We start from the raw sequence: 26,666 nt of genomic DNA, 5'->3' as shown, positions 1-26,666 counted from the left end.
TAGTTATGCCCAACTTTGGATGGTTTTTAGGACGCCATCATGATTATTATCCTCAGCCACATGCTTGAATTCAGGTTGTTCCAATAAGAAGGCAGTACTATTTGGCATCACGTAACCTTGATCAGCAGCCTGTAACATCTCATAGTCATTCATCCCATCCCCAAAGGCCACCATTTGCGCGGGTCCAGCTGGGTCAATGCGTCGAACCAGTTGTGATAAAGCAACCGCCTTATTCACGCCATCTGGAAGAATATCAACCGTACCATAGCCGGATGTGGTTGCGAAAACTGGTAAGCCAGATGCATTTAAACGTTCCATCATATTGGTACCGTCTTTAGGCGTCACATTCCAACGTCCTGTCACTGTTGTGACTGGCCCAGGTACCTCCGTTAAACTTGAGATTTGATGAATTTCGCCATAAAGCTCCTGCATAAAGGTATAGGTCTGATCCTCAATTTGCCCCATGCCATCCACAAGATACATTTCCGTATCCGTATACGTCCGCAATCCCCCCGTTGGTAAAGGACCACGCTCCGTTAAGAACGCTTGTAAGTCGTGCAGCGTATCTTGACTTAACATCGTTTTAACAGCTGGTTGCCCTAACGGCTTAACCACAGCACCATTACTTGCCACAATATCAATGCGGTCGGTAAAGCCTTCAAAGACCTTTTGCACCCATTTTAATTCGCGCCCAGTCGCGATAACAAAATGATCCCCCGTCAATGCTAATTGGCGCAGCACTTGATCCAATAATGCACCATTAAATTGCTTATCATCGTGCAATAATGTCCCATCTAAGTCAGTAATTATAAATTTCATAATAGCCCCCGTAATTATGTTATGCATGTATTAATGTTCATGATACAAAAAAATCCCATCCTTTGAAAGGGTGGGATTTATGTGATAGCTCATCAGGGAGTTGAACCCTGGATGCCGGTGTGAAAAACCGGAGTCTTAACCGCTTGACCAATGAGCCATAAAATGTAGTTGCTTTAACAACAAAATCTATAATATCAGATATTGAAAGTTTTGACAACTACTTTTTTTAAATTTATTTTTCTGGAGTACTTTTAGCTTGTGCGACTGCAATGGCGGCCTTCAAAAGCTCGACAAATCCGCCATCTGCTAAACTCTCTAAAGCAGCCTCAGTCCCACCATTCGCAGGGCTTGCAGCAACTTCAATCGTGTTGGGGCTTTGTTGTAATTGACGCATTGTCGTAGCTGTCCCGTATAACGTTTGTTCCGCCATACTTACGGCACGTTGGACATCAATCCCATTCTCTAACGCCGTATTCGCCAAAATATCTGCCAATGCTGCGATATAAGCTGGACCAGCACTAGCAATTGCGCTTACGGCTGGTAATTGATCCTCGTTAAATTCATCAACACGCCCCAACTCCAAGAACAACATCGCGATAGCCCCACGAATTTCTTCATCGATTCCCTCGCCAAAACTCAAGCCAGTATATCCAGAACGCGTGCTGACGTTGATATTTGGCACGGCACGACTAATGAGCGTCTGTTCACCAAAAATAGCTTGTAACTCTGCTAAGCTCACACCATCAATGAGTGATGTCACAATAACGCTTGGCTTAACCATGGCTGCCATATTCAATTGTGCTTGAATCTCTGGCAAGGCACTTTTAGGAACAGCTAATAGCACAATATCTGAATCCTGCCAAAGTTCCAAAATAGAAATGCGTGATTCAATGCCTAGTTCTTCGGCCACAGTGGCGCCATTATTTTTTGAGTAGACAAGTTGGTTAATTTCATCGTTGCCACGCCAACCTTTGATAATTGCCTGCGCGATATTTCCTGATCCAATAAATCCAATTGATAACATGCGATCTCCTTTATATGAAAAAGAGCAGCCTAGCTTCTCGGCCAAACTGCTCTTCGGTAAATTTTATGCAAATCCTTGACGGTTTGATAGCGTGAAAGACTGATTGTGATAACGCATTGACATAATCAACCCAATTCCAATCATATTTCCAATGATGGCAGAACCACCTTGGGAAATGAATGGCAATGGAATACCCGTCAATGGAACCAAACCAATGTTCATTCCAATATTTTCAAAGATGTGGAAGAGTAGCATCATCACAACACCTGCGGCAATGTAGGCATAGAATTGATTTGATGTATCGTAAACCACTTGGAAAATTTGGTAAATCAAGAGGAAGTACAAGGCTAAGACCAAGACACTTCCAATAAATCCGAAGTTCTCACCGATAACTGAGAAAATCATATCGGATTCACGAACGGGCACATTCACGTGTGACACATCAAAGCCGGTTCCAGTCAATCCACCAGATCCAATCGCTTTAATTGATTGCCACAACTGATACCCAGCGTTTGACGTATCACCTTGTGGATCAAGCCACGAGTCAACTCGTGAGAATTGATAAGCTTGGAAACCAAATTGTTCCAGAATGTGACGCCCCCATGGTTGTGTAACCAATAACAACGTTACCGTTCCCAGTGTTGCTGCAACAATGAAAATGGGTCCCAAAATCCGCCATGAGATTCCTGAGACAATCGTCATGCCAAACACAATGGCCAAGAATACCAACATCGTTCCAAAGTCGTGTTGCGCCAAAACCAAGATAATAATCGGGATGGTCCAAGCAATAATTTTTAAGAGCAAACGTTCGTCAGACTTAATCGTGTGCTCTGGATTGTCATAATTATGTTTGGCAATCACACGCGCCAGCATCACAATGAATGCTGGTTTCATGACTTCGGACGGCTGGAAAGTCAGAGGTCCCAATGCAAACCATGACTTTCCACCAGTTTGTGCGGCATAGGCGCGACTATAGAATATCAGCACGGCGACCATCAAGAAGACCCCGATACCAAAAATATACGGCGCTAATCGCCAGAGCTGTTCCGAATCAAACTGCATAATAAAGATGACAACTAAGACACCCAATACATAATAGATAAATTGCATGGCCACCATGCGCTTAACATTGATTCCAGTGGCATCATGAGTAGCCGCAACATAAATTGAGGCCAAACCAATGATTGCTAGCATCAACACAACAAACACGATTGACCAATCAATCTCACCTTTTGCGTTAAAAAATCGTTTAAACATCTAAATACCTCTAATGATGTAGATTGTATTCAGCAATCAACATAGATACACCCGCATCAAAATCTGGTGCTTTAACAGTGTGATTATCTGGATAGATCACTGTAATCGTATCGTCACTCTCTTTAATTTGACCTAAAACGACTTTATTAATTTTAACTTCTGACACTCCATCAATCGCATCGCTAATTTCAACGGCGACTGGCTTATTTTTACGTGGCATATTATCCCCTCTTTACGTCAGTTTTTGTGATGTGTTCAAGTAATTCACCAGCACCCTTGGCAACGTTATCCAATGGACTGTCTGATACCATAACGGGTACACCCAATTCATCAGAAAGATATTGATCAATGCCGCGTAACAAAGCACCACCACCGGTCAATACGATTCCACGATCAATCACATCCGCTGAAAGTTCAGGTTGAATTTCAGCCAAAACATGGTGTGCTGCCTTAACCACTTGGTTAATTGAATCGTGCATGGCTGCTTCAACCATGTTTTCATCCAAAGTGATGGTACGTGGCATTCCAGTGAAGGTATCACGTCCACGCACTTCCATTTCAGTTGGGTTTTCAACTGGTAACGCTGTTCCAAGTTCAATCTTAACTTGTTCCGCTGTCCGTTCACCGATTTGCAATCCAAATTCATGCTTAATGTAATTAGCAATATCCGCATTCAAACGATCACCAGCAACACGGATTGATTCACTTTGCACGATATCACCCAATGATAGAACGGCAATATCTGAAGTTCCACCACCCATATCGATGACCATTGACGCGATTGGTGAGAAGATATTTAATCCCGCCCCAACAGCCGCAACCTTTGGTTCATATTCTAAGTAAACTTTTCCACCACCAGACTTTTCGGCAGCTTCGATAATGGCTTTACGTTCAATTTCTGTAATGTTTGTTGGTGCACAGACCATGATGCTAGGGCGGCTCATAACCCCCTTAGCCTTTAGCTTTGACATGAAGTAAGACAACATTGCCTCAGTCATATCAAAGTCAGAAATCACACCATCTTTAAGGGGACGCACAGCCCGGATGTTTCCTGGAGTACGTCCAACCATCTTATACGCATCTGTTCCGACCGCTAAGACTTTGTCTTTTTTTGTATCAATCGCAACGACTGAGGGTTCATTTAGGACAATGCCCTCGCCCTCAACATAAATGAGGACATTCGCTGTACCTAAATCAATTCCAATTGTTTTAGCCATGTTACCACCTCTTTTAAACAGACTGCCTGTTTTAATTTTTAAAGTTCTATCATTACAGTATACAACAATTTCGATTTAATTTGCTTGTTGTTTCTATTCCAGTGTAAAATTAAGAGACAGAACTGACAAATGATAAAGGAAGATTAACATGAAACTCACAATTCAAACGATTGCCCAAGCCCTTTCGGCCGACATTAAAAATGAACAACCCGTCACTGTGACCAGCACTACTTTTGATTCACGTGCGGCAAAGCCTGATAGCCTATTCATCCCCCTTGTGGCAGAAAATGATGGTCACAATTATTTAGCCAGCGCGGTTGAAAATGGCGCAACGGCCAGCCTGTGGCAAATCGACCATACCCCCTACCCCACTGAAATTCCTTTAATTTTGGTTCCTGATACGTTGGCTGCTTTCCAAGAATTGGCGCAATATTACTTAACGGTCGTTCAACCCAAAATTGTTGCCATCTCTGGCTCAAATGGTAAAACGACCACAAAAGATTTAATCGCCGCAATCGGTGCCACAAAGTTCAATACTATTAAAACACCTGCTAACTTTAATAATGAAATTGGCGTACCCACGACCATCTTAGCTATGGATGAACAAACTGAACTATTGGTCTTGGAAATGGGGATGGACCATCCTGGTGATTTAGATAAGTTGTCTAAGCTGGTTCACCCTGATATTGCCGTTTTGACAATGATTGGTGAAGCCCACATTGAATTCTTCAAGACGCGTGCAAACATTGCTGACGGTAAGATGCAGATTATTGACGGATTTAAGCCAGAAAGCGAATTGGTTTATAATGGTGACGAACCACTCTTAGTGGAACGTGTCGGTGCCAACGACCACCTCAAGAGTACCCGTTTTGGTCTTAATGCCCATAATGATCTCTTTGCTTCAAACATTGCCATGACATCAACCCAGGCTAGTTTTACGACGAACGCCTCAGGTCAAACATTCACCATCCCACTTACCGGTCGCTACAACGTCGCCAATGCCCTTGCCGCTATTAGCGTTGGTCACTTGCTTGATATTGATGATGCAACTATCGCACAAGCTTTAGCAACTGCACCAATTACCGCCAACCGCACTCAATGGCTCGAAGGTAACTTTGGTGGTAAGATCCTATCAGATGTCTACAACTCAAATCCAACGGCCACGAAGGAAGTCTTACATGCCTTTAGTGAAGTGCCAACGAATGGACGTCGCATGGCTGTCTTAGGTGACATGCTTGAATTAGGTGAAGCCGGACCTGAATTACACGCTGGTGTCGCGGATGCTTTAGATCCCACAAAGATTCAAGAAGTTTATCTAGTCGGTGACTTAATGCAAAATCTCGCTGATGCCCTACAAGAAAAGTATCCGGCTAATACGGTTCATCTTTATCCGGTTGATGCAAAGCCAGCCTTAATTTCTGATTTGAAAGCAACGCTAACCCCTGAAGACATGCTCTTATTGAAGGGTTCACATGGTATTCACCTTGAATCAGTTGTCGCCGAATTAGTCGACTAGGCCCAGTTTCAATCATCAGGTTACATAGGAGGACTTTATGCCGGAATTCAACAAATTTATTCACCGCGCCGATGTCCAACGCTACTTTGCTTTAGCCATTATCCTACTGATTCTGTGGGTTTTGCGTAATCAAATTAGCATTGTCCTATTGACGACGATTTTTGGCTATTTAGCCATTACAAATGCAAAAAAAGTTAAACACCATTTGCATATTCCCTACGCCCTATCCGTCGTAACGGTTTATCTCATTGTGATTGCTTTATTCGCCTTAGCGTTGCGTTTTATCGTCCCACTTTTAATCACGCAATTCGCCGCCATCCCGGGCCAAGTGGATGTCATTTTAAAAGATTATCCAACCGTTCAACACTATGCGCATCATCTATACCAACGGTTCAATGTTTTTCATGAAGTGACGTCAAATTGGAAAGTCTTACTTTCTGGTGGTTGGCGCACCCTAAGCCAGGCCGGTCACGTCATTACGCAGATACTGTTATCTATTTTCCTCAGTTTCGTTCTGGCGTTTACCTGGGAAACTTTGAAAGCATTTGGACGCCAATTTAAACAGTCGCTCTATCCGCATTTATTTGAGAACATTTATGAACTCGCTGGTTCGTTTGTGGTCATCTTCGGTGGGGTCATTGAAGTACAGTTAAAAATTGCCTTTATTAATACCATTTTAATGATGCTCGGTATGTGGGTCATCCAACTCCCAAGTATTTTGGTGATGGGCTTGATTGTCTTTATTTTGGGGCTAATTCCGATTGCTGGGGTGATTTTATCTTTGATTCCGCTCTCACTAGTTGCCCTAGCTTCACAAGGTATTCCCGGTCTATTAGAGCTGTTGGTTCTGACGGCAGCGGTCCATATGTTTGAATCATACTTCTTACATCCACGTATGATGTCAGACCGCTTAGAATTGCCCGTTTTTGTCAGTTTCACTGCGCTAATTATCATGGAGCATCTGCTCGGTGGCTGGGGTCTTATGGTCGGTCTGCCAATCGTTGCCTTTACCTTGAACCTTTTAGGCGTTGAACATGCTCAGATAACATCTGAATTTGATATGACACCCGAAACTGATACAAAAGACACCGACTCGCAGCATCCTAAAACAAAATAAAAAGCAAGCACCACCGCAATGGTCCTCGCTCTTGAAACAGGTTAGATCTCATTTGATTTAACCTGTTTTATTTTATGCTTTTTTAAATAATGCCATCCTAGTCCAATCACAACAACTGCCGCTAGGACCACCAAAATCACCACTTTAAAGTCATCTGCGGCAACCATCACCTGTTTCCAAGCTTTCCCAGCATAGTGACCGAAAATAATCAGCACCGTATTCCAGATTCCGGCCCCAGCTAAACTATAGATCATAAACGTGCCAAAGGGCATTTTTGTCATGCCTGCCGGTACTGAAATCAGGCTCCGGACGACTGGAATAAAACGCCCCAAAAATACGGCTAGACGTCCATGCTTTTTAAAATGGTATTCTGCACGTTCAAAATCCTTTAAACGTAAATGCAAGAGACGCCCAACACGACTATTCACTAATTTGGCAAGCGTTGGCATATCCAAGAAAGTCCCAGCCCAATACAAAACGGCGGCTCCAATTCCAGCACCCAAGGTGGCTGCCAAGATGGCTCCAAGAATTGTTAAGTTAGACGTTGTGGTTAAAAATCCGGCGAAAGACAGAATTAATTCCGACGGTATCGGTGGAAAGATATTTTCAATTGCGATTAACAACGTAATAGCAAGATAGCCAAACTGATTAATCGCAGTTTCGATAAAGTGTTCCATCAGGTCCTCATTTCTGTGTGACCTGCATCAAACCGGCACATCACAATCTTTTAATTCGTTACTAGAATTGCATTTAACCATACCAAACCTTAACTAAACTAAAAAAATGCCCACAGGACATTCTTTTTAAATTAAGTCAAGTAATCGTTCCGCACTCTTACTATCGTCAAAGTTATTTAAGTTGTGGTAACTCTGGGTAATATATGCATCAAAATCAAAACGACCATTCAAAATTTGCAATAAATTAATCTTAGCAATCGCTAACGTTTTGAAGGCTGGTCCACTTAACCAGTAATACGCATCATGCTTTTGAATATTTTCATCAATCAAAACGGTTGGCAGGTGTAATGCACTGGCTACCTTAGCCGTTTGCTCATCATCCGTAACCACCAAAGCAAAATCACTTAAGGCAAGTTGCACATGTGGTGTTAGTGCCACAAACGGATCTGCCGGTGCCATGGTTTGCTTCTGATTATCACAATAATGCGTCTGATTGCTGTGCTGCATGGCTGCAATCAAATCAATCTGTTGGGTCACTTGTACTAATAGCTCAGGCGTAATTGCCCAAAGCACCTGTTTGGCCTTTTGCGCATCTGACACCCGTTGTTGATGTCGTTCATATATCTCATCAAACATCGGTTTACCAACTTCGAGTACCTTATCTGCTTTTAAGCCGACCACATTCTTAGCGTACTTGGTTTCAACATCACTCCCCGTCACGACCTTTACGTCCGCGCCAGGAATCGCCTTAAATGCAGTATCTCGCATATTTTGTTGTAAATCAGTTGGAACAAAAATCTTTTGTACACCACTTAATTTGCGTTGTGTCAGATCAATTCTAAATGCATCAACTGCCACCAACCGCTCCGCATAGACAACCGCTTTTGCTGACAATATGTGTGCAAGATGTGCGCCACTACCATATCGCAAAACGTGATCATCCTCTTCCACATCCGCCATCGTTACATAATAAACATTTTGACGCTGCTGTTCCCGCAAACTAGTAAAAGCATGCCATAATTCTGCTGGCTCCTGCACATCAGCATCAACAAAAAGCACATCCGTTGCCGTGACTTGTTGTGGTTGCGTTAACATATCTAATGCTTGCTGATCAACAACCAATCCACGCAAAGCAAAATTCGCATTTTCTAAACGTGTTGGCACAAAGATATCCCAATCTAGCGGATGGTCGACGGCAATCACATTTAATTGTCTGAGTTGATCAGGTGTGACTTTCACATTGAAATTAACCACACTCGTCGCAAACCAATCATTGACCATCTGATAAGTTAAATTAAAATTCAAATTTTCAAATGGGCTTTGCCAAATACGCTCAAACAAAGGTTGACAATCCGCTATTGCAACACCCATCGTAATGGTTTGTTGATATTGATTATGATCCAACCGATGTTGATTGGCGATGTCTGTCATCACTGCAACTTTGGTATCACTTTCAGTAAAATGCCCGGTCACATCAATGCGTTTCACTGGGATAAAATTAGAAATGAGATTAGCTGTAATCAACATTTGTCCTTGATCGACCTTCAAGTCTTCAACAAACATGTCTTCGATCAGAATGTTCCCATTTGCCAACCATTTAAAACCAAGTCGTAAGTTGTCATCCATACTTGGATACACACTGACTGCTTGTTGGTCGACATAAAGCGTTGATTTCCCATCAAATGTCACTTCAAAATCATTAAAGCTCAACGTGCGTTTATCAGCGCCATAAAAAAGCACAAAGGTACGTGCTTTTGGCATTTTTGTCATCATATACGTCAAGGTGTCCATGTCTAAATCATAGGCATATTGGTCATCTTTTTTCGTTTCCACCCACGTAAAGGTTTCGCCATCAATCAAACAATGCAATTGTGGTAACTGCACATTGGTTTTGAGTGTAAAGCCTTGTTCATGTGTTTCAACGGTTACACGTGCTTGCGTCATAACATTATCTCCAACTTAAGTTAAATCAGTAAATTCATCTCTAAAGTGAATATGCATGTAGGCTCCTACAACAAGGAGCACGAAAATGAGGACCCAAAAGAAAAGCGTTGTATTCGCGTTCTCAAAGAACCAACGATCATACAAAAAGCTATTTCGAAACATCGTTAGCACATAATTAAAGGGCGAAAGTTCCAAAATGGCCTTGATTAAATAAGGCATTGACTTTGAATCAAAATTTACGATAACTCCTGATGAATAAAAGAGGAGTCGGAAAATAGCTGACATTGAGGGCTTAAAGTCCGGAATTAAAATGGTCAAGGTTGAATTAATCAGATTAAAGGCCACCAACATCATAATCATCGCAAAGACAGCGTAAAACCACTGGAGCCAATAAACAGTTGGTGTGCGTCCGTAACAGAACATGACTAGAATAAACATTCCCGTCATCACCAAGAATCGGCGCATTTCTTCTTGTAATGGCATAACTACGGCAATACTTAACGGAAATCTGGTTTTAGAGAGTTGTGGTAATTGTGACTTAACCGTTGTTAATCCACGATTAAAGACACCCTGAATGTAGTACCACGGAACAATCGCGGCAAGCATCCATAATAAATACGGCTGCCCTGCGACAGTTCCATTATAAAACCCCATCCCAAAGACAAGATAGTACGTTCCAATATATAGCAAAGGTTCGATATAATCCCAGCTTGAGCCGAGGTAATTATCCACCCATTTCGTGCGCACATTAAAGTTTGCAATCCGTCGGATGACAGGTAAATTTGCCATGATTTCACGGAAAAATTGAATTAAATCACGCATAATTACTTGTTCTCCCCTTTCGGAATTTTTAAGACTTGCTTTGGATGAATGGTCTTATGTTTAAGATCAGATTCACGAATAATGGTTTCTGGCTTAACTTGATACTTTTTAGCTACTGAATCAAGTGTGTCACCCGGCTTAACCGTATACCTCACCACTTCAACACCCGTCGTCGTATAATTCTTGTGTTTTTTGTTCAATTCCTTAATCCCAGAAACCGACCAAGACGTTACTAACGCGGCAGGATTTCGCATGACTTGTTTGACGCTCATATCCAGAATGGCGGCATCCCCGACAACAAGCAAAACTAAGACAAGCACTGTTAAGAGTAACTTCTCCCAGATTGACATTTTCTTAGGGCCATTAAGCTGATGCGTATCGTCATAGATTTCTTGGTATTCCGCATCACTCACATCGCCAGCAGCTACCGCCTCATTGGCATAGAGTTCGTTTAAGTTGAAGTTTTCTTGTTCAACACGCGCCAAAATCTGTTGATCACGTCGTTCCACGAGGGTTGCTTCTTTTGATTTTTTAACAAAATCATCGTAGGCAGCCAGAACTGGCTCAGTTTCACCGTACATTTTGATTTCGCCACGTTCAATCCAAAGGACGCGATCGGCCATTTCCCGAACCTGTACTAATGAATGACTCACGAAAAAGATGGTCTTCCCAAGCTTTTGAAATTCCTTAATTTTATCAAGGGACTTCCGAGTGAACGTTGCATCACCAACAGAAAGGGCTTCGTCGACAATCAAAATATCAGGATCAGAGTGGACAGAAATTGAAAAGCCTAATTTTGAACGCATCCCACTTGAATAATTCTTTACGGGTTGGTCAATAAACGCCCCTAATTCTGAAAAATCGATAATATCTTGCATATTGTCTTCGATTTGCTTTTCAGACATGCCCATCATCAACCCTTTCAGGCGGATGTTTTCACGTCCTGACAAACCACCACGCAACCCAGTTTGAACCGCAATCAAAGAAACCACCCCGTTGACTGAAAAATCACCGGTGGTTGCAGGAATGATATTTGAAATGATGTTCATTAAGGTTGATTTACCCGAACCATTGGTTCCAATAATCGCTACACTTTCACCTTCATAGGCCGCGAAATCAATTCCCCGAAGGGCCCAAAAATTCGCAAAATGTTGATTCACAAATAATGATTTCACTTTATCTGAACGATTAGGGGCCATTTCATAACGTTTCGTTAAATACTTACCCTGTACTTTAATTTTTTTATCCATGTTATTCTCGTTCATTGTTTAAGCTCACTCGATTTTGGATTTATTTTTACATATATCCCATTTTATCAAATTTTTCACCAAACTTCGTAAATCTTGACCTTTTCATAATCTTTTTACTTTAGTACTTGGCAAAAAAACGCTTTTTCTTGATTGGTTGTGGTACTAAGCGTTGGATGGGATCGCCATTAATCGCCGCTTTAGCGTTTTTATCAAAGAGATCTGCTGTCTTTTGTCCTTTTTCTCGTACCAATTGGGCAAAAGCATCCCCCATAACATAATCACGATTTTCCATATAATGGGCATCAGACGCCAAGAATTGAGCTAATCCGTTATCAATGATATCTTGCGCAAAGGCTTGGACCTTCTTACCAAAAACACCGACATAAGAACTGGCCGTTACTTGCGCTAAGGCACCACGATTTATAAATTCGTACAGTTGCTCTGGCTTATCCATGAACCCTTGGTTTCGTTCGGGATGCACAATAATAGGTATAATCCCGCGTTGCTGAATATCAAAGATCATTTTTTCACTGTAGGCTGGCACTTCTTCAGATGGAAACTCTAATAACATATATGTCCCAAATGGGTCAGTGGTTAAAATATCCCCTGCATCAAGTGCCGTTAATAACTCACCATTAATACGGACTTCTTGACTGGCAAAAACAACCAATGGAATTTGGGCGGCATCCAAGGCATCCTGAAAATCAGCAGTGGCTTGTGCCACTTCTGGCGCATGGTTGACGTACCGACCATTCATGTGATGTGGTGTCATTAAAGCATGCGTAATGCCATCAGCAACGGCTGCTTGTGCTAATTCTAATGAATGGTCAAGACTATCTGATCCATCATCCAAACCGGGCAAGAGATGACAATGTATATCAATCATTTTATATTCCTCATCTTTACTTTCATAAAAGAGGTAGTAAACATGGTTGTCTACTACCTCTCACTTATTTATTCATTAATCTTTGGTTGACCCATAGCCGTAGCCATAGCCATAGCCATAACCAGCTTCACCATCACTACGCTTAACACGTGAAACAACACCAAGGACCTTGGTAGAAGTCAAATTAAGTAATTCAACCGCACGTGTCGCATTCACTTTTTGCGTTTGATTTAGCGTTACAACCAAGACAACACCATCTACAATTGGGAGCATCACTTGGGCATCGGTCACCGAATTCAGTGGTGGTGCATCCAAAACGATAATATCGTAATTATTACGCATCCACTCTACCAACGCAGCCATGCGTGGTGATCCAAGCAATTCAGCTGGGTTAGGTGGCACTGGTCCTGAAGTCATCGCTGACAATCCAGGCACAATCGTTTCGTGGACTAATTCCTTTGGTTGCAAATCGCTGGCCAAAATTGTTGTCAAACCTTTACGATTGTCCAAACGGAAAGTGGCGTGTACTGTCGGACGACGTAAATCGGCATCAACAATCAGCACCTTTTTCCCAGCTTGGGCCCATGTTACAGCCACATTTGAAGAAACGGTTGACTTACCGTCAGACATTTGTGGTGATGTAAACATGACAACTTGAAGCTTATCTAAAGCGGCTCCAGCATATTCAATATTTGTACGTACAGTACGTAATTGTTCTGAAATCACATTCTTTGGTTCGGTAAATGTAATTAACCGAGCACCATTGGTTTGTGTTTCAACATCTTCTTTATAGTGACTTTTAAATAATGACATGCGTATACTCCCTTAAATTCGACGATTACGTTCAGAACGTTGCCCTGATGTCTTACCATTATTTTGACGACTAATGGTTTCATCAATTGAACGCATCTTCCCAATATAACCGACCACACCAAGATTTGTTAATCCAAGGTCGTCTGTCAAGAAACTAATGGTCTTAACTGTACGATCTGTTAAGTCACGGATCCATGCCCATGCCAATCCAACGATAAGACCTACTACGAAGCTGATCAACGTAATCAATGGTACCTTTGGTGAAACTGGCTTTGGATTTGCTGTTGCCTTTGAGACAATTGATACATCCGAAGCACTACTCATGATTAATCCAACCTTCTTTTGGAAAACCTTAGCCACTTCATTGGCAATATCCTTAGAAAGATCCGGATCACCGGTCTTAACGTTTACAGAAAAGACTTGTGAGTTTTGTTGATTGGAAATTGAAATCATATTAGCTAAGTTATCTGCGTTAACTTCAGACTTTGTATACTTAGCTGGCACTTCTTTCTTAGTACCATCGGCTTTCTTTTCAGTGTGCTTTTCCGTTAAGTTGTCGGCCACTTGGTTCAAAATAACTGGTCGCTTAATAATATCTTTATATGTACTAATTAATTGCACATCCGCTTGTTGATTTTGAAATTGCATTCCTGAATTATTGTCATCTTGCTTACGGTTAACCAAGACCGCTGTTGAAGAACTATATTCTGGATGAATCAAAAACTTAGAAACGGTAAACCCAATCGCCGCAAAGATAACTCCCATCGCTAAAATCAAGCTCAAATTCCGGCGGACTACCTGCCAAAGATGGCTTAAATCAATTACATTATCCATAGAAATACTTTTACTCCCTAAATGTGATTTAAAATAAAAAACGCTGACATATCAATTATCGAACGCACAATATTCTCTTTTGTTATTATACACTATTTATATCTTTTAGCGACTTAAACCTTAAAATACTAGTTTCATTATCAACGCATAGACACATGGCCTCTTCGCTTCTAACCAAAATTCCTTCATATAATTACGCCATTTACGTAACATCAGAACTTCTGCTTATCTGAACCAAAAAAATAGCCTGAAAGGCTCCGAACTTCTCGAAATCTTCCCGACTATTGGGTATGGCTCATATTAAACTAAACCACTTTTTATGCATTCTTGATTATTCACCTGACAAAACTGTCTTTGAAACAACATCCAAGTTATCATCCAAATCATAGATGATTGGTTGTCCGTTGGCAATTTCAAGACCTGTAATATCGTCATCTGAGATCTTTTCAATATGCTTAGCCAAGGCACGCAATGAGTTACCATGGGCGGCGATAATAACGTTCTTACCAGCCTTCAAATCCTTTGAAATCTTTTCATTCCAGTAAGGCATAACACGTTCCAAAGTAACCTTTAGGTTTTCACCTAGTGGCAATTCGTCCTTTGGTACATCTGCATAACGGCGGTCAAATGAAGCATATGTCTCACCTTCAACCGTAACTGTTTCTTCGTAGTCATCCAACATTGGTGGCAAAACGTCATATGAACGACGCCATTGGTGAACTTGATCGTCGCCCCACTTTTCAGCGGCGTCAGCCTTGTTCAACCCTTGCAAAGCACCATAGTTACGCTCGTTCAAGCGCCATGACTTTTCTTCAGGAATCCAAAGTTGTCCATCTTCTTCCAAAACCAAGTGCAAAGTTTGGATGGCACGTGTCAAAACTGACGTGTAGGCTTGATCAAATTCAATCCCTGTTTCAGCCAACAAGTTTCCCGCATCACGGGCTTGTTGAATTCCGACTGGGCTCAACTTTGTATCAATCCAACCATTAAACAAGTTCTTTGCGTTCCATTCACTTTGTCCGTGACGAACCATAACTAATTTTGACATTACGATACCTCTTTTATATTTTTTTCTACCTTTTTAGTATACCAAATATTTCACAATTACGCATTCCTGTCTCAGAATTTTTCGCGTTTTATTGCAATGGGTCAACCTGTCCATCTTGAATCACATACCCAGACGAATGCAATGGTCCAGCTAATGCTGGTTCCAAATCTTGTAAAATACCATTAACGGCAATCGTTCCTTCACCAAACCCAGTCGCAATTAAATCCGTTTTATTTGCATAACCTGCAATATCCCCAACAGCGTACAAACCCGGTACGGAAGATTGCATGGTCGGTTCGACGACACACCGTTGCCGGGCCACCGTAGGTTGACATGACCATTGTTCATACAACTGACTATCCGATTTAAATCCATAGTTAATGACCACGGCGTCAACGTTCAACTCCTTTGGCGTTTCCGAAGCCGCGGTTGTGAGCGTAACCTCAAGCCCCAGCTCAGCATCTTTACGAATATCCGTAATGTTATACGGCGTCACTCGCTCAATCGGTGATTCAGCTAATTGATCCAACGTATAAGCCATTGCCCGAAACCGATCACGCCGGTGGGTCAAATAGACTTTTTTGGCTACCTTAGCTAAGGCCAGGGCTTGGTCAACCGCAGCATCACCTCCACCTGCAACAAGCACGGTCTGGTCCTTGAATTTGTCTAAGTCATCAACAACATAATAGACACCTTGCCCCTCTAAAGCTGCACCAATGCCATCCGGTAATCGCTTTGGTTCAAAAGCACCATGCCCTATCGCTAAAATAACGCGATTCGCTTGCACTGACTCGGTGTTTGTTTGGAGCATGAAAACCTGCTTTTCTGCATCATACGCGACGTCTTCAACCGTCGTCTGCAACAGATAGTTGGGATGTAATTGATCCGTTTGCGCCGCCAATTGGTCAATAAGCGCTTGCCCCTCAATTTTCACATACCCAGGTACATCCAAAATATCCTTTTGCGGATATAAATGATTGACTTGCCCACCGACATTCTCCAAACTATCAATCAACGTGACATCCAGTCCACGTAAACGAGCATAAAATGCCGTAAAGAGTCCCACTGGACCAGCACCAATAATTGCAACTTGTGTTTTTTTCATAGCCCCCCCTTATTAAAAAACCACCCTATCACTAGAGTGGTCTCATATTAAATTTCGCTATCGTAAATTGGTGTGAATTCTGAAAGGTCTGCACCAAAATCATCACTCATGATTAAGTTGAATTCTGAACCTTCATCACCAGCATCGGCATTGAAGACCTTTTCAAAATCTGAACCCAAAGCCAAAGCAGCTTCACGATCAGGTCCATCAATCACAACTAGGTAGCTACCGGCTTCACCTTGCGTCAAACGAAGCAAGTAAAGGTGCTTAATCACATCACTGTGATCGTCAGCCAAAGCCACCAAATCATACTTTAGTGGACCAGGTACGATATCATCAGCGGCACTTACTTGAACTTCCTCATCCCCGTGAACGGCTTCCAGAACGTTAGCTAGGAAAGCCAAGTTATCCATTGTGATTGGCATGCCATCTTCTGAGAATGGGTTCAAAACCAAGCCACCCATGTTTGGGACTTCTTCATCGAAAACCATTGGCAAATATTGTTCAATAGTCATTGGGTATGGGTAAACTGTATCTTCAACATCCCAGTCGCCCAAGTCAGCTTGTGCATCGTCTGAAAATACGGGGAAAATCATGTTTTCGTTTTCATCCGCAAAAGTCACAAAGCGAACTTCTGACCCTTCAGGCAACACAATTGAGCCATCAGCTTGTTCGACTGGTGCTTGTGTAAAGCTAACTGGCGCAATCAATTGCGCTTGCAAAAGGGCTTGTGTGTAATTGTTTTCTGTTGTTTCGTTTTGATCATCACGCATGGCATGCAAAGCATCCATCAACGCTTCATTCTTAATTCCTGTTTTAATCATTATAAATCTCCTTTTTTTCTACTGAATAATATGGACAATATACGTTTCTTGCACAAACCCGCGGACAGCATTATAGATTCGCTTAGCACGTGATTCCTTGTTTGATAAGGCAAAAACGGTTGGCCCCGAACCAGACATTTGAACGGCATCAGCACCAAACTTTTGCATCTTTTCACGCAACTTAATGATCTCTGGATAGCGGCCAGCTGTGACTGGTTCCAAGACATTAAACATTTGCGCACAAACTTGCGCTAAATCCCCTTGTTCAAGGGCATCCATTAGTGCGGGCATATCGCCATGTTCTAGTTTATCATAATCAATCTGCCGTAGTATCTTTGGTGTTGAAACACTGATGGCTGGTTTTGAAACCACCAACCATAATGGCGGAAACTTGGTTTGGATTGGGGTGACAATTTCTCCGCGTCCCGTCACACGGGCCGGACGACTATAGACACAAAACGGTACATCCGCATCGATTTGTAAACCAATACGTGCTAATTCGGTTTCAGAAAGCCCCAGCTCCCAAATCCGGTTCAATCCACGAATGACAGCTGCAGCATCCGACGAGCCACCACCCAGGCCAGCCGCTACCGGGATTTTTTTATCGATGTAGATATCAATCCCATCTTGGCGACCAGCGCGTTCGCGCATCAAACTTGCAGCTTGATAGGCCAAATTTTTCTCATTCAAAGGCAAGACGCCACTCGTTGAGTCAACATGAATGTCATGATGCTCATCAGTTGTTCGAATGGTCACGGAATCCGCCAAATCAATCGGCACCATAAACATATCCCATTCTTGTTGCCCATCTCGATGCAGGTAAGGGGTATCCAAGCTGAGATTGAGTTTGGCATATGCACGTTCCAAAATTTCCATCACCGTCGCCCCCTCTATGTTTTTCTGTTATCAACATTATAACAAATCTAAAACAAAATAGGGGAATCCATAGGCGTTCCCATAAATTCTTGTTATAATGATGCCAGCAATTATTCCCAGCACACTTTGTAAAGGATATTATCTTATGCGCTACTTATACATTCTCCTCGGCCTCATCCTGTTCTCAATTGGAACGGTCGCCATTTGGATCCCTGGTTTACCCACTACTGGTTTTTATTTCTTTGCGGCCTTTTGTTGGGCGCGTTCATCACCCCGCTTGCATGCTTGGTTAATTCAAAACAAGTATTACCAACGCTATGTCGAAGAAGGGGTCTACCAACGTAAACTAAGCCAAAAGCAACGCTTGGCTATTTATGCCATGTCAGCCGGATTTATGGCAATTCCGTTTTTTACTGTCGGTAAATTATGGTTACAGCTTACACTAATCGGTTGTTCAGCCGCACAAATCATTTCAATGGAAGCCTTTTATCGCGGCTATTGGTTCAAGTCATGGTTTAAGGGCCACCAAGCAGCGCCGCAGCTGGAAGAAACAGTTGAATCCGAATAAATAAAACGTCATCACAGCAATTGCTGGATGACGTTTTTTAATTTAAAAAGTAATCACGGCCCGTGGGTTATTGGGCGCCGTCCAAGCCGTAGCAATCTCATCAAATGAAAAGGCACGCGTTGGTACTTGCCAACCATATTGCCCCGCTAATTGATACGTGTTTGCAACTGCATCTTGCAAATCAGCTGCATCAACTGCCTGCAAACCTGACCCCATTAAACTTAGCTTTGATGACCGCAGCAGACTAGCTGGTAAGGTCAACGTTGCCCCCGCCATAGCACCAACTTCGACATATCGGACTGGATGGCTACCTGCCGTCGTCTGTGCCAAGGTTGTTAAGAGTACTTCAGCGCTAGGACCATACAGGTAATCCAAAACAACATCAACCTTACCGGCAACCGTGGCTAAGCTTGCCCCATAAGCGGCGCGGCTTTCAGGATTCGTCAAGTCTAACTGGTTTGATGCAATCGTGACATCCGCTCCAGTAGCGTTTAATGCCTCAGCCCGGCGTCCAGTCGCAATCACTTTCTTGGCCCCTAACGCGTAAGCCATCTTCACCGCTAGTTGTCCCGCCACGCCAGTTGCCCCGTTAATAAGGACGGTTTCCCCAGGTCGTAACTGCGCGCGATAGATGAGAGCTGCGTATGAACTCATCCCTGGATTGGGTAATGCTGCTGCGGTAACTGGATCTAGCCGTGTTGGAATTTCCATCACATGATCAATTGGCACAATCACTTCTTCCGCTAACGCCCCATCTAATGGGTGATCAAAGTAAACGTAAGTGCCATCATCCAACGTACCAACCCCATCAAGGCCCACCGTTTTAGGATAAACATCATCCGCGGAATAATGCGCCCCAGTTGCAACGCGTTTGGCTAAATTAGACAACGCTGAGGCTTGCACATGGACTCGAACTTGGTCAGCAGCGACTTCAGTTGGTACTGGAATTTCAGCAACGACTGGATCCCCACCGGCAACTTTAATTTGAATTGCTTTCATATTGATATACCTGATTTCTGTTTGTGATAACTTGAATGGTCCCAATGTAACATATTTTAGATACACATACAGCCCAAAAGTACATATAAAAAACGCAATCTCTTCAGTGTGCTGAAAAGACTGCGTTTTGTTTAATGATGTGATTTATGTTCAACTTCTTCAATAATATGTTCATGCATTTTCTGAACATCTTTTTTAAGTGGCTCATCAAACTTAATGGGATGCACCCCGATATTCATGACAATGGCTACAGCTGTTCCGATGAAGGTGTCAATCACACGGGCTACGGCATAAAGGTAATCCCCATCACTTGGAATTGTGAAACAAATCATCAAAAAGGCGGCTGATGCACCGATGATCCCACGATTATTATTAATGCCATCATTTACGGCGATGACCATCATCAATAAAATGGGCAGGATAATCACTTGAACCCAGTCAGCATGGTGAAACTGCATTAACGCCAATGAATACATCATGGCAAAGGTTCCACCAATCGCATTGGCAATCACTCGTGATTCACCAAATTGAATCGTTGTCTCAAAATCATTACGCAAGGAAAAAACAGCTGACAAACATGCAATCATCGGGTTTCCACGATGGAACACCAAAAAAATAATAATTAAGACCATCACAGAAATCCCGGTTTTTAAGGTTCTTAAGCCAAATCTAAATTTTAAATGGTGCATTTGCATCACTGCTAATCTCCTTCAGTAAATTGTTGCGTATGCCGGTACCCCTTCAACATCAAGAGGGCCAACACGGCAAAAGTAATAAAGACTAATAAAGCTCCCCCGTTGAATAATGCGGCATAACCATCACGCTCAATCACCATCCCACCAACTAATGGTCCAATTGCACGTCCCACTGATGGTGCTGCAGCAACCAAGCCTTGGTAGCGTCCCTTTAAGGCCGCTGGTGTCAATTCATTCACAAGGGCTGGAATCATTGGAAATGCCGTAACTTCCCCAAACGTTGTAATGACCATGGCAATCGCAAACCCGGTAAAGTCGTGGGCGAATGGTAAAATCAAAAAGGCCAACCCGAACATAAAGATCCCACCAAATATTTGCACCCACATGGCCTTGGGGCTCGTCACCAAATGGAAAGCGTTTAAGCCTACTTGGATCATTGCAATCAAAAGGCCATTAATGGTCCAAAGTAGCGAATACTGCCAAAGTGGCAAATGTAGGTCCGTTGTCATATACACAGATAGGTTTCCCTGCCACTGTGCATAGGCAATCCAAAGCACGATCAGACCAATAATCACGCCATAGACCAATTTTAAATTCCAACGTGGTAGCTTTGGCGTTACCGTTTGTTGCTTGGTTTCATCAACCGTAATCTCAATATTAAACGCATGCCGGACAATCCCTAATAGGACAAAGTACAAGCCGAGCGACAAGATAAAGAGCCAAACAATCCCAAAGGGATAAATAAGACCTAATAAGGCTGTTGCAAAAACCATACCAAAATTATTCGTAAAGTACAACATATTAAAAACGAACCGGCCATCATGCTCTTTAACCAATGTGCCATACGCATTAATAATCGCCATAATCCACCCATTGAGCAGAGCTGCGACAACTAAATTCACTGCATAAAATGGCCACCCGTGGAAGAAAATCAAGAGAACTTGAATACAAATCATCCCCAAAGTTCCCATTAAAATCAACTTATAGGGCGCAAAACGATCAAACAGCCGGCCACTGATAATGGATCCAAAGGCTTGCCCGGACGCAACCAATAGCATCACCCAACCGACTACCACCAAGGATTGGTGTAATGGTCCATTTAAATACACCGTTGTGACTGGCCAAATAAAGCCAAACGCGAAGTTATTAATTAAAGACGCTAATAGTAACCATTTCAGCGTCATCCCCTTTTTTTGCAACATTCCTTTCCCCCTTACAACGAAAGAATCAGTCAACCGATTGATTGACTGATTCATTTACTTATCCAAAGCCATTACCATCATCCCGATACTCAATATTTGAGAATTTATTATAGGATTTCACAAATAATAGGTGAGCCGTTCCACGTGCTCCAGAACGGTTCTTTTCAATAATGACTTCAATCTCACCCACATCTTGTTCTTCTTCTTCACGTGGATCTTGTGGACTATCATCATCCTCATTGTCGCGGTAATAATCATCACGATACAAAAAGGCCACGATGTCCGCATCCTGCTCGATTGATCCAGATTCACGAATATCCGAAAGCATCGGACGCTTATCTTGACGCTGTTCCACACTACGTGACAACTGCGATAGCGCAATCACTGGTGTATCCAACTCCATCGCCATCTTCTTAATCGAACGTGAAATTGCTGAAACTTCTTGCTGACGTCCTTCCGAACCGCTACCCTCAATCAATTGAAGGTAATCAATAATGACCAAACCAATTTGGCCTTCTTTTTTCTGAAGTCGACGTAGCTTTGAACGGATTTCATTCACTTTAATTCCTGGTGTATCATCAATAAAGATTTTCGTCTTTGATAATGAACCCATGGCCACTGCCAAACTATTCCATTCTTCTGAATCCAAGGTTCCCGTTCGCATGTGTTGCGAATTGATATTTCCTTCGGCAGCTAACATTCGATTAACCAACGCCGTGTCCGGCATTTCCAAAGAAAAAATAACAACCGGCAAGTTCGGATCAGCCACCGCCACGCGTTGCGCGATATTCAAAACAAAAGCAGTTTTACCAACGGCTGGTCGCGCAGCTACGATAATCATTTCACCGCCATGAAAACCCGTTGTTAAATTATCCAAAGCTGGATAACCTGTGGCAAGTCCCGTCACCTGGTCATCAGTTCCAGAATTAGCTTCAATCTGTTCAAATGAACGATTAACTACTTCTGCAATATCTTTAAAGTCTGTGGTTTTCTCACCAGCATTAATCGTATCCAACTTGGCACTGACATCAGCCACCAATTCTTCAACATCTTCAGCACCGGTATACGAACCTTGCGTTCCTTCTTGCAGAGTATCAATCAATTCACGCCGGAGCGACTTATCCTTAACGATGCGCGCATAGTACATGGCATTTCCAGCAACCGGCACACTCGTCGCCAGTTCAGTTAGATAGGCCATCCCACCAACATTTTCCACCTGATTTTCTTTCTCAAGTTCATCGGTGATGGTTAGGACGTCAATTGCGCGTTGCTCATCATCCAGATTCAACATGGCGCGGAAAATTAACTGATGTGCTGTTCTAAAGAAGTCCGCTGGCGTCAAGATTGATGACACTTGTGCTAACAAATCGGTCGGGTCTGTCGAAAGTAAAATCGACCCCAACACCGCTTGTTCCGCTTTAATATCTTGTGGTGCACTTAAAGCAACATTTTGATTATTTTCTGGCATGTGCCCACCTCGTTTAAAATTTGTTCTGTCTTCCTTATTTTAACAGATTCACACAAAATAAAAAGCAACGTTATCACTAACGTTGCTTTTCTAAAATACGTTATTGCTCAACCACGTGTACACGCAAAGTTGCTTCAACTTGCTTGTGTAACTTGATTTTAATGTTTGAGAAGCCAAGCGCACGGATGGGTTCTTTCATATCCATCTTGTGCTTATCAAGCTTGATGCCAAGTTGCTTATTCGCAGCTTCAACAACTTGCTTTGATGAAACTGCTCCAAACAAACGACCATCACTTCCGGCCTTCGCTTTCACTTCAACGACAGCGTCGTCAGCTTCCAGCTTAGCTTTCAAAGCTTCAGCCGCCGCCTTTTCTTCAGCGGCATCACGTTCTTCTGCCTTCTTTTTGGCATTGTTCACTGAAACATTTTTCTTAGTTGCAGGTTCAGCTTTCTTATTCTTAATTAAGAAGTTGTTGGCGTAACCATCAGGAACGTCCTTGATGTCTCCCTTTTTACCACGACCTTTAACGTCTTCTAAAAAGATTACTTTCATCGTATTATCTCCTTTTATTCTTCATTTTCAGCTAAATCGGTTAACGTCTGCTTGAGCATTTCCGCAGCGGCTTGGGTGGTCGTATCATGTAACTGCGTCGCCGCATTACTTAGATGGCCACCACCACCCATTTGTTCCATCACAATCTGCACATTTTCCGTTCCATCGGAACGGGCTGAAATAGCAATGGTATCATCATCACGTCGGGTAATGACAAACGAACGTTTCACCCCAATTAATTGTAACAAACTATCTGCAGCTTGCGCAGCAACGACTGAATCATATTGGATATTATCATCTGCAACCACCACGGCCACATCATCATAAACCTGAACTTGTTCGATTAAACGTGATCGATCACGATATGAATCAACTGATTCCTTCATGAAGTCTTGAATCAACGTTCCGTCAGCACCGACAGAACGAAGATAACTCGCTGCATCGAATGTTCGCGTTCCTGTTCGTAACGTAAATGACTTCGTATCAATTTGAATTCCCGCCAACATGGCTGAGGCTTCAACTCGCGTCAAACCACGACCTTGTTTATTTGGCTGGTATTCAAAGAGTTCTGAAACCAATTCTGAACTTGATGAGGCATATGATTCGACATACACCAACTGTGGTTCAGATGGGAACTCCTCACCACGACGGTGATGGTCAATAATCACGACATGGTCACTCAAGCGGTCATACACTTCACGTGATTCCGTAATTGACGGTTTTGAGTGGTCAACCATAATCAACAGGCTATGCTCAGTTGCTTGACTCAAGACATCATTCGGCTCAATAATCGCATTCTCATTACGTGGTTCTTCGGACAAATCAGCCAACAAACGTTCAATATCGGAATGGGCTGATTGACTACGATCATAAACTACCCAAGACGGCTTATCGTGCATCTGGGCAATCCGACGTACACCGAGCGCCGCCCCAAAGGAATCCATATCTGGATTGGCATGGCCCATAATAAAGACTTGATCAGCTTGGATAATTAAATCACTTAATGCTTGCGAAATGACACGGGCACGGACACGCGTTCGTTTCACCATCGGATTGGTATTACCACCATAGAAACGAGCTTCGCCATCTTCCGCACGGACCACAACTTGATCCCCACCACGACCTAAGGCCAAATCAAGATTTGACTGAGCATTTTCGGCAAGACGATTAATTGACGCCTCATGATAGGCAATTCCAATACTTAACGTCAGTGGCATGTTTTGAGCTGATGTTGCTTCACGGACATCATCCAAAATACTGAAACGATCCGATTCAGCTTGCTCTAATCCCGCATCATAACCAATCAACATAAAGCGATCAACGGAAATCCGGCGGGTATAGATTTCATGCCCATCCATCCAATTCGTCAAGGAACGGGTTAGGAACGTACGCAGAGCCGATGCATTCGCATCACTCATACTTTCTGTAATTTCATCATAATTATCAACGGATACTAACCCAATAAAGAGTCGGTGATCTTCATACTCTTTTTTAATAGATTCATTTTCCGTGACATCATAAAAGTAGATGACCTGAATATCAGTTTGGACCGTGACTTCAAATACGCGATCTAACCATTCAAGGCGCGTACGGTTCGTGGTCTCGTTATCATCCGTCGTCTGTTCTTCATCCTGTGCTTGCGTGGCTTGATCCACAATTTTTTCAAGTGCTTCTGAAAGATCTGATAGTTGATGACCAATAATGATTTCTGATCCCAACAAATCCTGCAAGTATGGATTAACCCAATTTACTGTATGTGTTTCATTATAAAGAAGTAATCCTACTGGCATTTGCAAGGCTGATTCTTCACCACTACGCTTAATACGGTAAGACAAATTCGTCAAATATTGTGCAGTATCATCACTGATCCCCCGCAATGTTCGGAAAATAATCGTCAAGGCAATTAAGACCAAGATTAGCCAAATCACACCAATTAACCAACTGACGTTAAACGCTAAAATCAGGCCTAAGAGCGCAATCAGCGAGACAAGAATGACAATCCAACCAATCGAACGATTCTGAAATAACCGTGGAATTTTAATTTTGTTTTGCCATTGTTTCACGAAATAGTTCTCCTACTCATTTTTGTATTGTCTTCCATTATACCATGAATAACGGGTAAAAAAGTACTTCACCCACCATTGACCCCATAAAAAAAAAGACAGAAATAAATTTCCGTCTTTTATAAATCCTAGATAAGACCAAACTCGCGGGCGCGATCTTGGTACATTGGAATTTCATCTTGTGTTGCCCAAACATAGTGTTCTGGCGCAATCTCAACCATTGTACGATCTTGTCCGTCCATTTCACGGGTCGGATCATAAACAATCGGTTCACGATTTTGTTCCACATCGGGATCTGGCTCAGGAATTGAGCTCAATAATGAACGTGTATAGTCATGCAAAGGATGATCATACACTTCATCAGCAGGTCCAATTTCAACCATCTTACCCCAGTGCAAAACCCCAATTCGGTCAGAAATATACTTAACCATTGAAAGGTCGTGCGCGATGAACAGATAAGTCAAATTACGTTCCTTTTGCAACTTTTGCAAAAGGTTCACAACTTGCGCTTGAATTGAAACGTCCAACGCTGAAATTGGTTCGTCAGCGACAATGAAACGTGGTGACATTGCCAAAGCACGTGCAATTCCGATACGTTGACGTTGTCCACCTGAGAACTCATGTGGATAACGGTTCGCATGTTCCTTCTTTAATCCAACAGTTTCGAGCATGTCATCAACAATTTGTGTTCGTTGATCAGCACTATCGACCAATCCATTGGCATCAAGTCCTTCTGCAATAATATCCTTAACCTTCATACGCATATCTAATGATGCTTGTGGGTCTTGGAAAATCATTTGCACTTCTTGATGGAAGGTCTTCATATCAGCCTTCTTTTTAATCTTAGTGACATCGGTTCCGTCATACCAAACTTCTCCGGCCGTTGGCGCATTCAATTTCATAATTGTACGTCCAATGGTGGTTTTACCAGAACCCGATTCACCAACTAATCCAAACGTCTCACCTTCATAAATATCAAAGGATGCGTTTTGAACCGCTAAAGTTTGGTTTTTACGGCCTTTGTTAAAGGTAATGTCTAGGTTTTTAATTTCAACCAGTTTCTTACGATCTTCTACCATCATCAAACTC

Annotated in this window: 26 protein-coding genes and 1 tRNA gene; 3 read left to right on the top strand and 24 right to left on the bottom strand. The window is 42.6% G+C overall.

Annotated elements, in window-relative coordinates; genetic code table 11:
* Positions 1 to 3: 3 nt before the first annotated feature.
* The 6 genes from D3P96_RS04330 to D3P96_RS04305 form a co-directional block, all read right to left on the bottom strand.
* Entirely contained in the window at positions 4 to 819 is an 816-nt protein-coding gene (locus D3P96_RS04330; RefSeq protein WP_185696087.1) for an HAD family hydrolase, read from the bottom strand.
* Positions 820 to 904: 85 nt separating this feature from the next.
* Positions 905 to 976 (bottom strand) — tRNA-Glu (locus D3P96_RS04325).
* 75 nt (positions 977 to 1,051) lie between these two features.
* Positions 1,052 to 1,843, bottom strand: coding sequence for a pyrroline-5-carboxylate reductase family protein (locus tag D3P96_RS04320; RefSeq protein WP_124943154.1), 792 nt, complete (start codon positions 1,841 to 1,843; stop codon positions 1,052 to 1,054).
* A 63-nt stretch (positions 1,844 to 1,906) separates the two neighbouring features.
* Positions 1,907 to 3,100 carry an FtsW/RodA/SpoVE family cell cycle protein gene (locus D3P96_RS04315; RefSeq protein WP_124943153.1) on the bottom strand — a complete coding sequence of 398 codons (1,194 nt, stop codon included), beginning with the start codon at positions 3,098 to 3,100 and terminating at the stop codon, positions 1,907 to 1,909.
* Between the two features lie 10 nt (positions 3,101 to 3,110).
* Complete coding sequence (locus tag D3P96_RS04310; RefSeq protein WP_124943152.1) at positions 3,111 to 3,320, bottom strand: DUF2969 family protein; 210 nt, start codon at positions 3,318 to 3,320, stop codon at positions 3,111 to 3,113.
* Between the two features lies 1 nt (position 3,321).
* Positions 3,322 to 4,317 (bottom strand): rod shape-determining protein, encoded by a 996-nt coding sequence (locus tag D3P96_RS04305; RefSeq protein ID WP_124943151.1) that lies wholly within the window; start codon positions 4,315 to 4,317, stop codon positions 3,322 to 3,324.
* Between the two features lie 148 nt (positions 4,318 to 4,465).
* On the opposite strand from D3P96_RS04305, the gene D3P96_RS04300 reads away from it, so the two are divergent.
* Positions 4,466 to 5,833, top strand: coding sequence for a UDP-N-acetylmuramoyl-tripeptide--D-alanyl-D-alanine ligase (locus D3P96_RS04300; RefSeq protein ID WP_124943150.1), 1,368 nt, complete (start codon positions 4,466 to 4,468; stop codon positions 5,831 to 5,833).
* Between the two features lie 37 nt (positions 5,834 to 5,870).
* On the top strand, positions 5,871 to 6,950 hold the full coding sequence (locus tag D3P96_RS04295) for an AI-2E family transporter (RefSeq protein ID WP_124943149.1): 1,080 nt from the start codon (positions 5,871 to 5,873) through the stop codon (positions 6,948 to 6,950).
* Positions 6,951 to 6,991: 41 nt separating this feature from the next.
* On the opposite strand, the gene D3P96_RS04290 is transcribed toward D3P96_RS04295, so the two are convergent.
* The 11 genes from D3P96_RS04290 to ispE form a co-directional block, all read right to left on the bottom strand.
* Positions 6,992 to 7,627 carry a DedA family protein gene (locus D3P96_RS04290; RefSeq protein ID WP_124943148.1) on the bottom strand — a complete coding sequence of 212 codons (636 nt, stop codon included), beginning with the start codon at positions 7,625 to 7,627 and terminating at the stop codon, positions 6,992 to 6,994.
* 126 nt (positions 7,628 to 7,753) lie between these two features.
* Positions 7,754 to 9,571: a hypothetical protein gene (locus D3P96_RS04285; RefSeq protein ID WP_124943147.1), complete on the bottom strand. Its 1,818-nt coding sequence runs from the start codon at positions 9,569 to 9,571 to the stop codon at positions 7,754 to 7,756.
* A gap of 15 nt (positions 9,572 to 9,586) precedes the next feature.
* Positions 9,587 to 10,393, bottom strand: coding sequence for an ABC transporter permease (locus D3P96_RS04280; RefSeq protein WP_244919061.1), 807 nt, complete (start codon positions 10,391 to 10,393; stop codon positions 9,587 to 9,589).
* A gap of 2 nt (positions 10,394 to 10,395) precedes the next feature.
* Positions 10,396 to 11,643 carry an ATP-binding cassette domain-containing protein gene (locus D3P96_RS04275; protein WP_185696086.1) on the bottom strand — a complete coding sequence of 416 codons (1,248 nt, stop codon included), beginning with the start codon at positions 11,641 to 11,643 and terminating at the stop codon, positions 10,396 to 10,398.
* A gap of 118 nt (positions 11,644 to 11,761) precedes the next feature.
* The gene (locus tag D3P96_RS04270; protein ID WP_124943146.1) at positions 11,762 to 12,529 is read right to left on the bottom strand and encodes a tyrosine-protein phosphatase; all 768 of its coding nucleotides are present in this window, start codon (positions 12,527 to 12,529) and stop codon (positions 11,762 to 11,764) included.
* A gap of 75 nt (positions 12,530 to 12,604) precedes the next feature.
* Positions 12,605 to 13,348, bottom strand: a complete 744-nt coding sequence (locus tag D3P96_RS04265; RefSeq protein WP_432422546.1) for a CpsD/CapB family tyrosine-protein kinase — start codon at positions 13,346 to 13,348, stop codon at positions 12,605 to 12,607.
* Between the two features lie 6 nt (positions 13,349 to 13,354).
* Complete coding sequence (locus D3P96_RS04260) at positions 13,355 to 14,176, bottom strand: YveK family protein (protein ID WP_124943144.1); 822 nt, start codon at positions 14,174 to 14,176, stop codon at positions 13,355 to 13,357.
* Between the two features lie 331 nt (positions 14,177 to 14,507).
* Positions 14,508 to 15,224, bottom strand: a complete 717-nt coding sequence (gene gpmA, locus D3P96_RS04255) for a 2,3-diphosphoglycerate-dependent phosphoglycerate mutase (protein WP_124943143.1) — start codon at positions 15,222 to 15,224, stop codon at positions 14,508 to 14,510.
* 88 nt (positions 15,225 to 15,312) lie between these two features.
* Entirely contained in the window at positions 15,313 to 16,329 is a 1,017-nt protein-coding gene (locus D3P96_RS04250) for an NAD(P)/FAD-dependent oxidoreductase (RefSeq protein ID WP_124943142.1), read from the bottom strand.
* Positions 16,330 to 16,376: 47 nt separating this feature from the next.
* Positions 16,377 to 17,153: an SseB family protein gene (locus D3P96_RS04245; protein ID WP_124943141.1), complete on the bottom strand. Its 777-nt coding sequence runs from the start codon at positions 17,151 to 17,153 to the stop codon at positions 16,377 to 16,379.
* An 18-nt stretch (positions 17,154 to 17,171) separates the two neighbouring features.
* Entirely contained in the window at positions 17,172 to 18,029 is an 858-nt protein-coding gene (gene ispE / locus D3P96_RS04240; RefSeq protein ID WP_124943140.1) for a 4-(cytidine 5'-diphospho)-2-C-methyl-D-erythritol kinase, read from the bottom strand.
* Between the two features lie 145 nt (positions 18,030 to 18,174).
* Between ispE and D3P96_RS04235 the strand changes: the two genes are divergently transcribed.
* Entirely contained in the window at positions 18,175 to 18,597 is a 423-nt protein-coding gene (locus D3P96_RS04235) for a YbaN family protein (protein WP_124943139.1), read from the top strand.
* A 42-nt stretch (positions 18,598 to 18,639) separates the two neighbouring features.
* Here D3P96_RS04235 and D3P96_RS04230 read toward each other — a convergent pair whose 3' ends face one another.
* The 7 genes from D3P96_RS04230 to D3P96_RS04200 all read right to left on the bottom strand — a co-directional run bounded on the left by D3P96_RS04230 (position 18,640) and on the right by D3P96_RS04200 (position 26,656).
* On the bottom strand, positions 18,640 to 19,596 hold the full coding sequence (locus D3P96_RS04230) for a quinone oxidoreductase family protein (protein WP_124943138.1): 957 nt from the start codon (positions 19,594 to 19,596) through the stop codon (positions 18,640 to 18,642).
* Positions 19,597 to 19,727: 131 nt separating this feature from the next.
* Entirely contained in the window at positions 19,728 to 20,228 is a 501-nt protein-coding gene (locus D3P96_RS04225) for an FUSC family protein (protein WP_244919060.1), read from the bottom strand.
* Between the two features lie 68 nt (positions 20,229 to 20,296).
* Entirely contained in the window at positions 20,297 to 21,493 is a 1,197-nt protein-coding gene (locus D3P96_RS04220; RefSeq protein WP_124943137.1) for an MDR family MFS transporter, read from the bottom strand.
* 58 nt (positions 21,494 to 21,551) lie between these two features.
* A complete protein-coding gene (dnaB, locus tag D3P96_RS04215) occupies positions 21,552 to 22,961 on the bottom strand; it encodes a replicative DNA helicase (protein WP_124943136.1) in 1,410 nt (469 codons plus the stop codon).
* A 100-nt stretch (positions 22,962 to 23,061) separates the two neighbouring features.
* Entirely contained in the window at positions 23,062 to 23,514 is a 453-nt protein-coding gene (gene rplI / locus D3P96_RS04210) for a 50S ribosomal protein L9 (RefSeq protein WP_124943135.1), read from the bottom strand.
* Positions 23,515 to 23,528: 14 nt separating this feature from the next.
* Positions 23,529 to 25,577: a DHH family phosphoesterase gene (locus D3P96_RS04205; RefSeq protein WP_124943134.1), complete on the bottom strand. Its 2,049-nt coding sequence runs from the start codon at positions 25,575 to 25,577 to the stop codon at positions 23,529 to 23,531.
* Between the two features lie 128 nt (positions 25,578 to 25,705).
* Positions 25,706 to 26,656: an ABC transporter ATP-binding protein gene (locus tag D3P96_RS04200; RefSeq protein WP_124943133.1), complete on the bottom strand. Its 951-nt coding sequence runs from the start codon at positions 26,654 to 26,656 to the stop codon at positions 25,706 to 25,708.
* Between the last annotated feature and the right edge of the window lie 10 nt (positions 26,657 to 26,666).

Origin of the sequence: Weissella viridescens (assembly GCF_003862435.1) — a bacterium.
Classification (GTDB): domain Bacteria; phylum Bacillota; class Bacilli; order Lactobacillales; family Lactobacillaceae; genus Weissella; species Weissella viridescens_A.
This window is presented reverse-complemented; position numbering and strand designations above follow the sequence as displayed.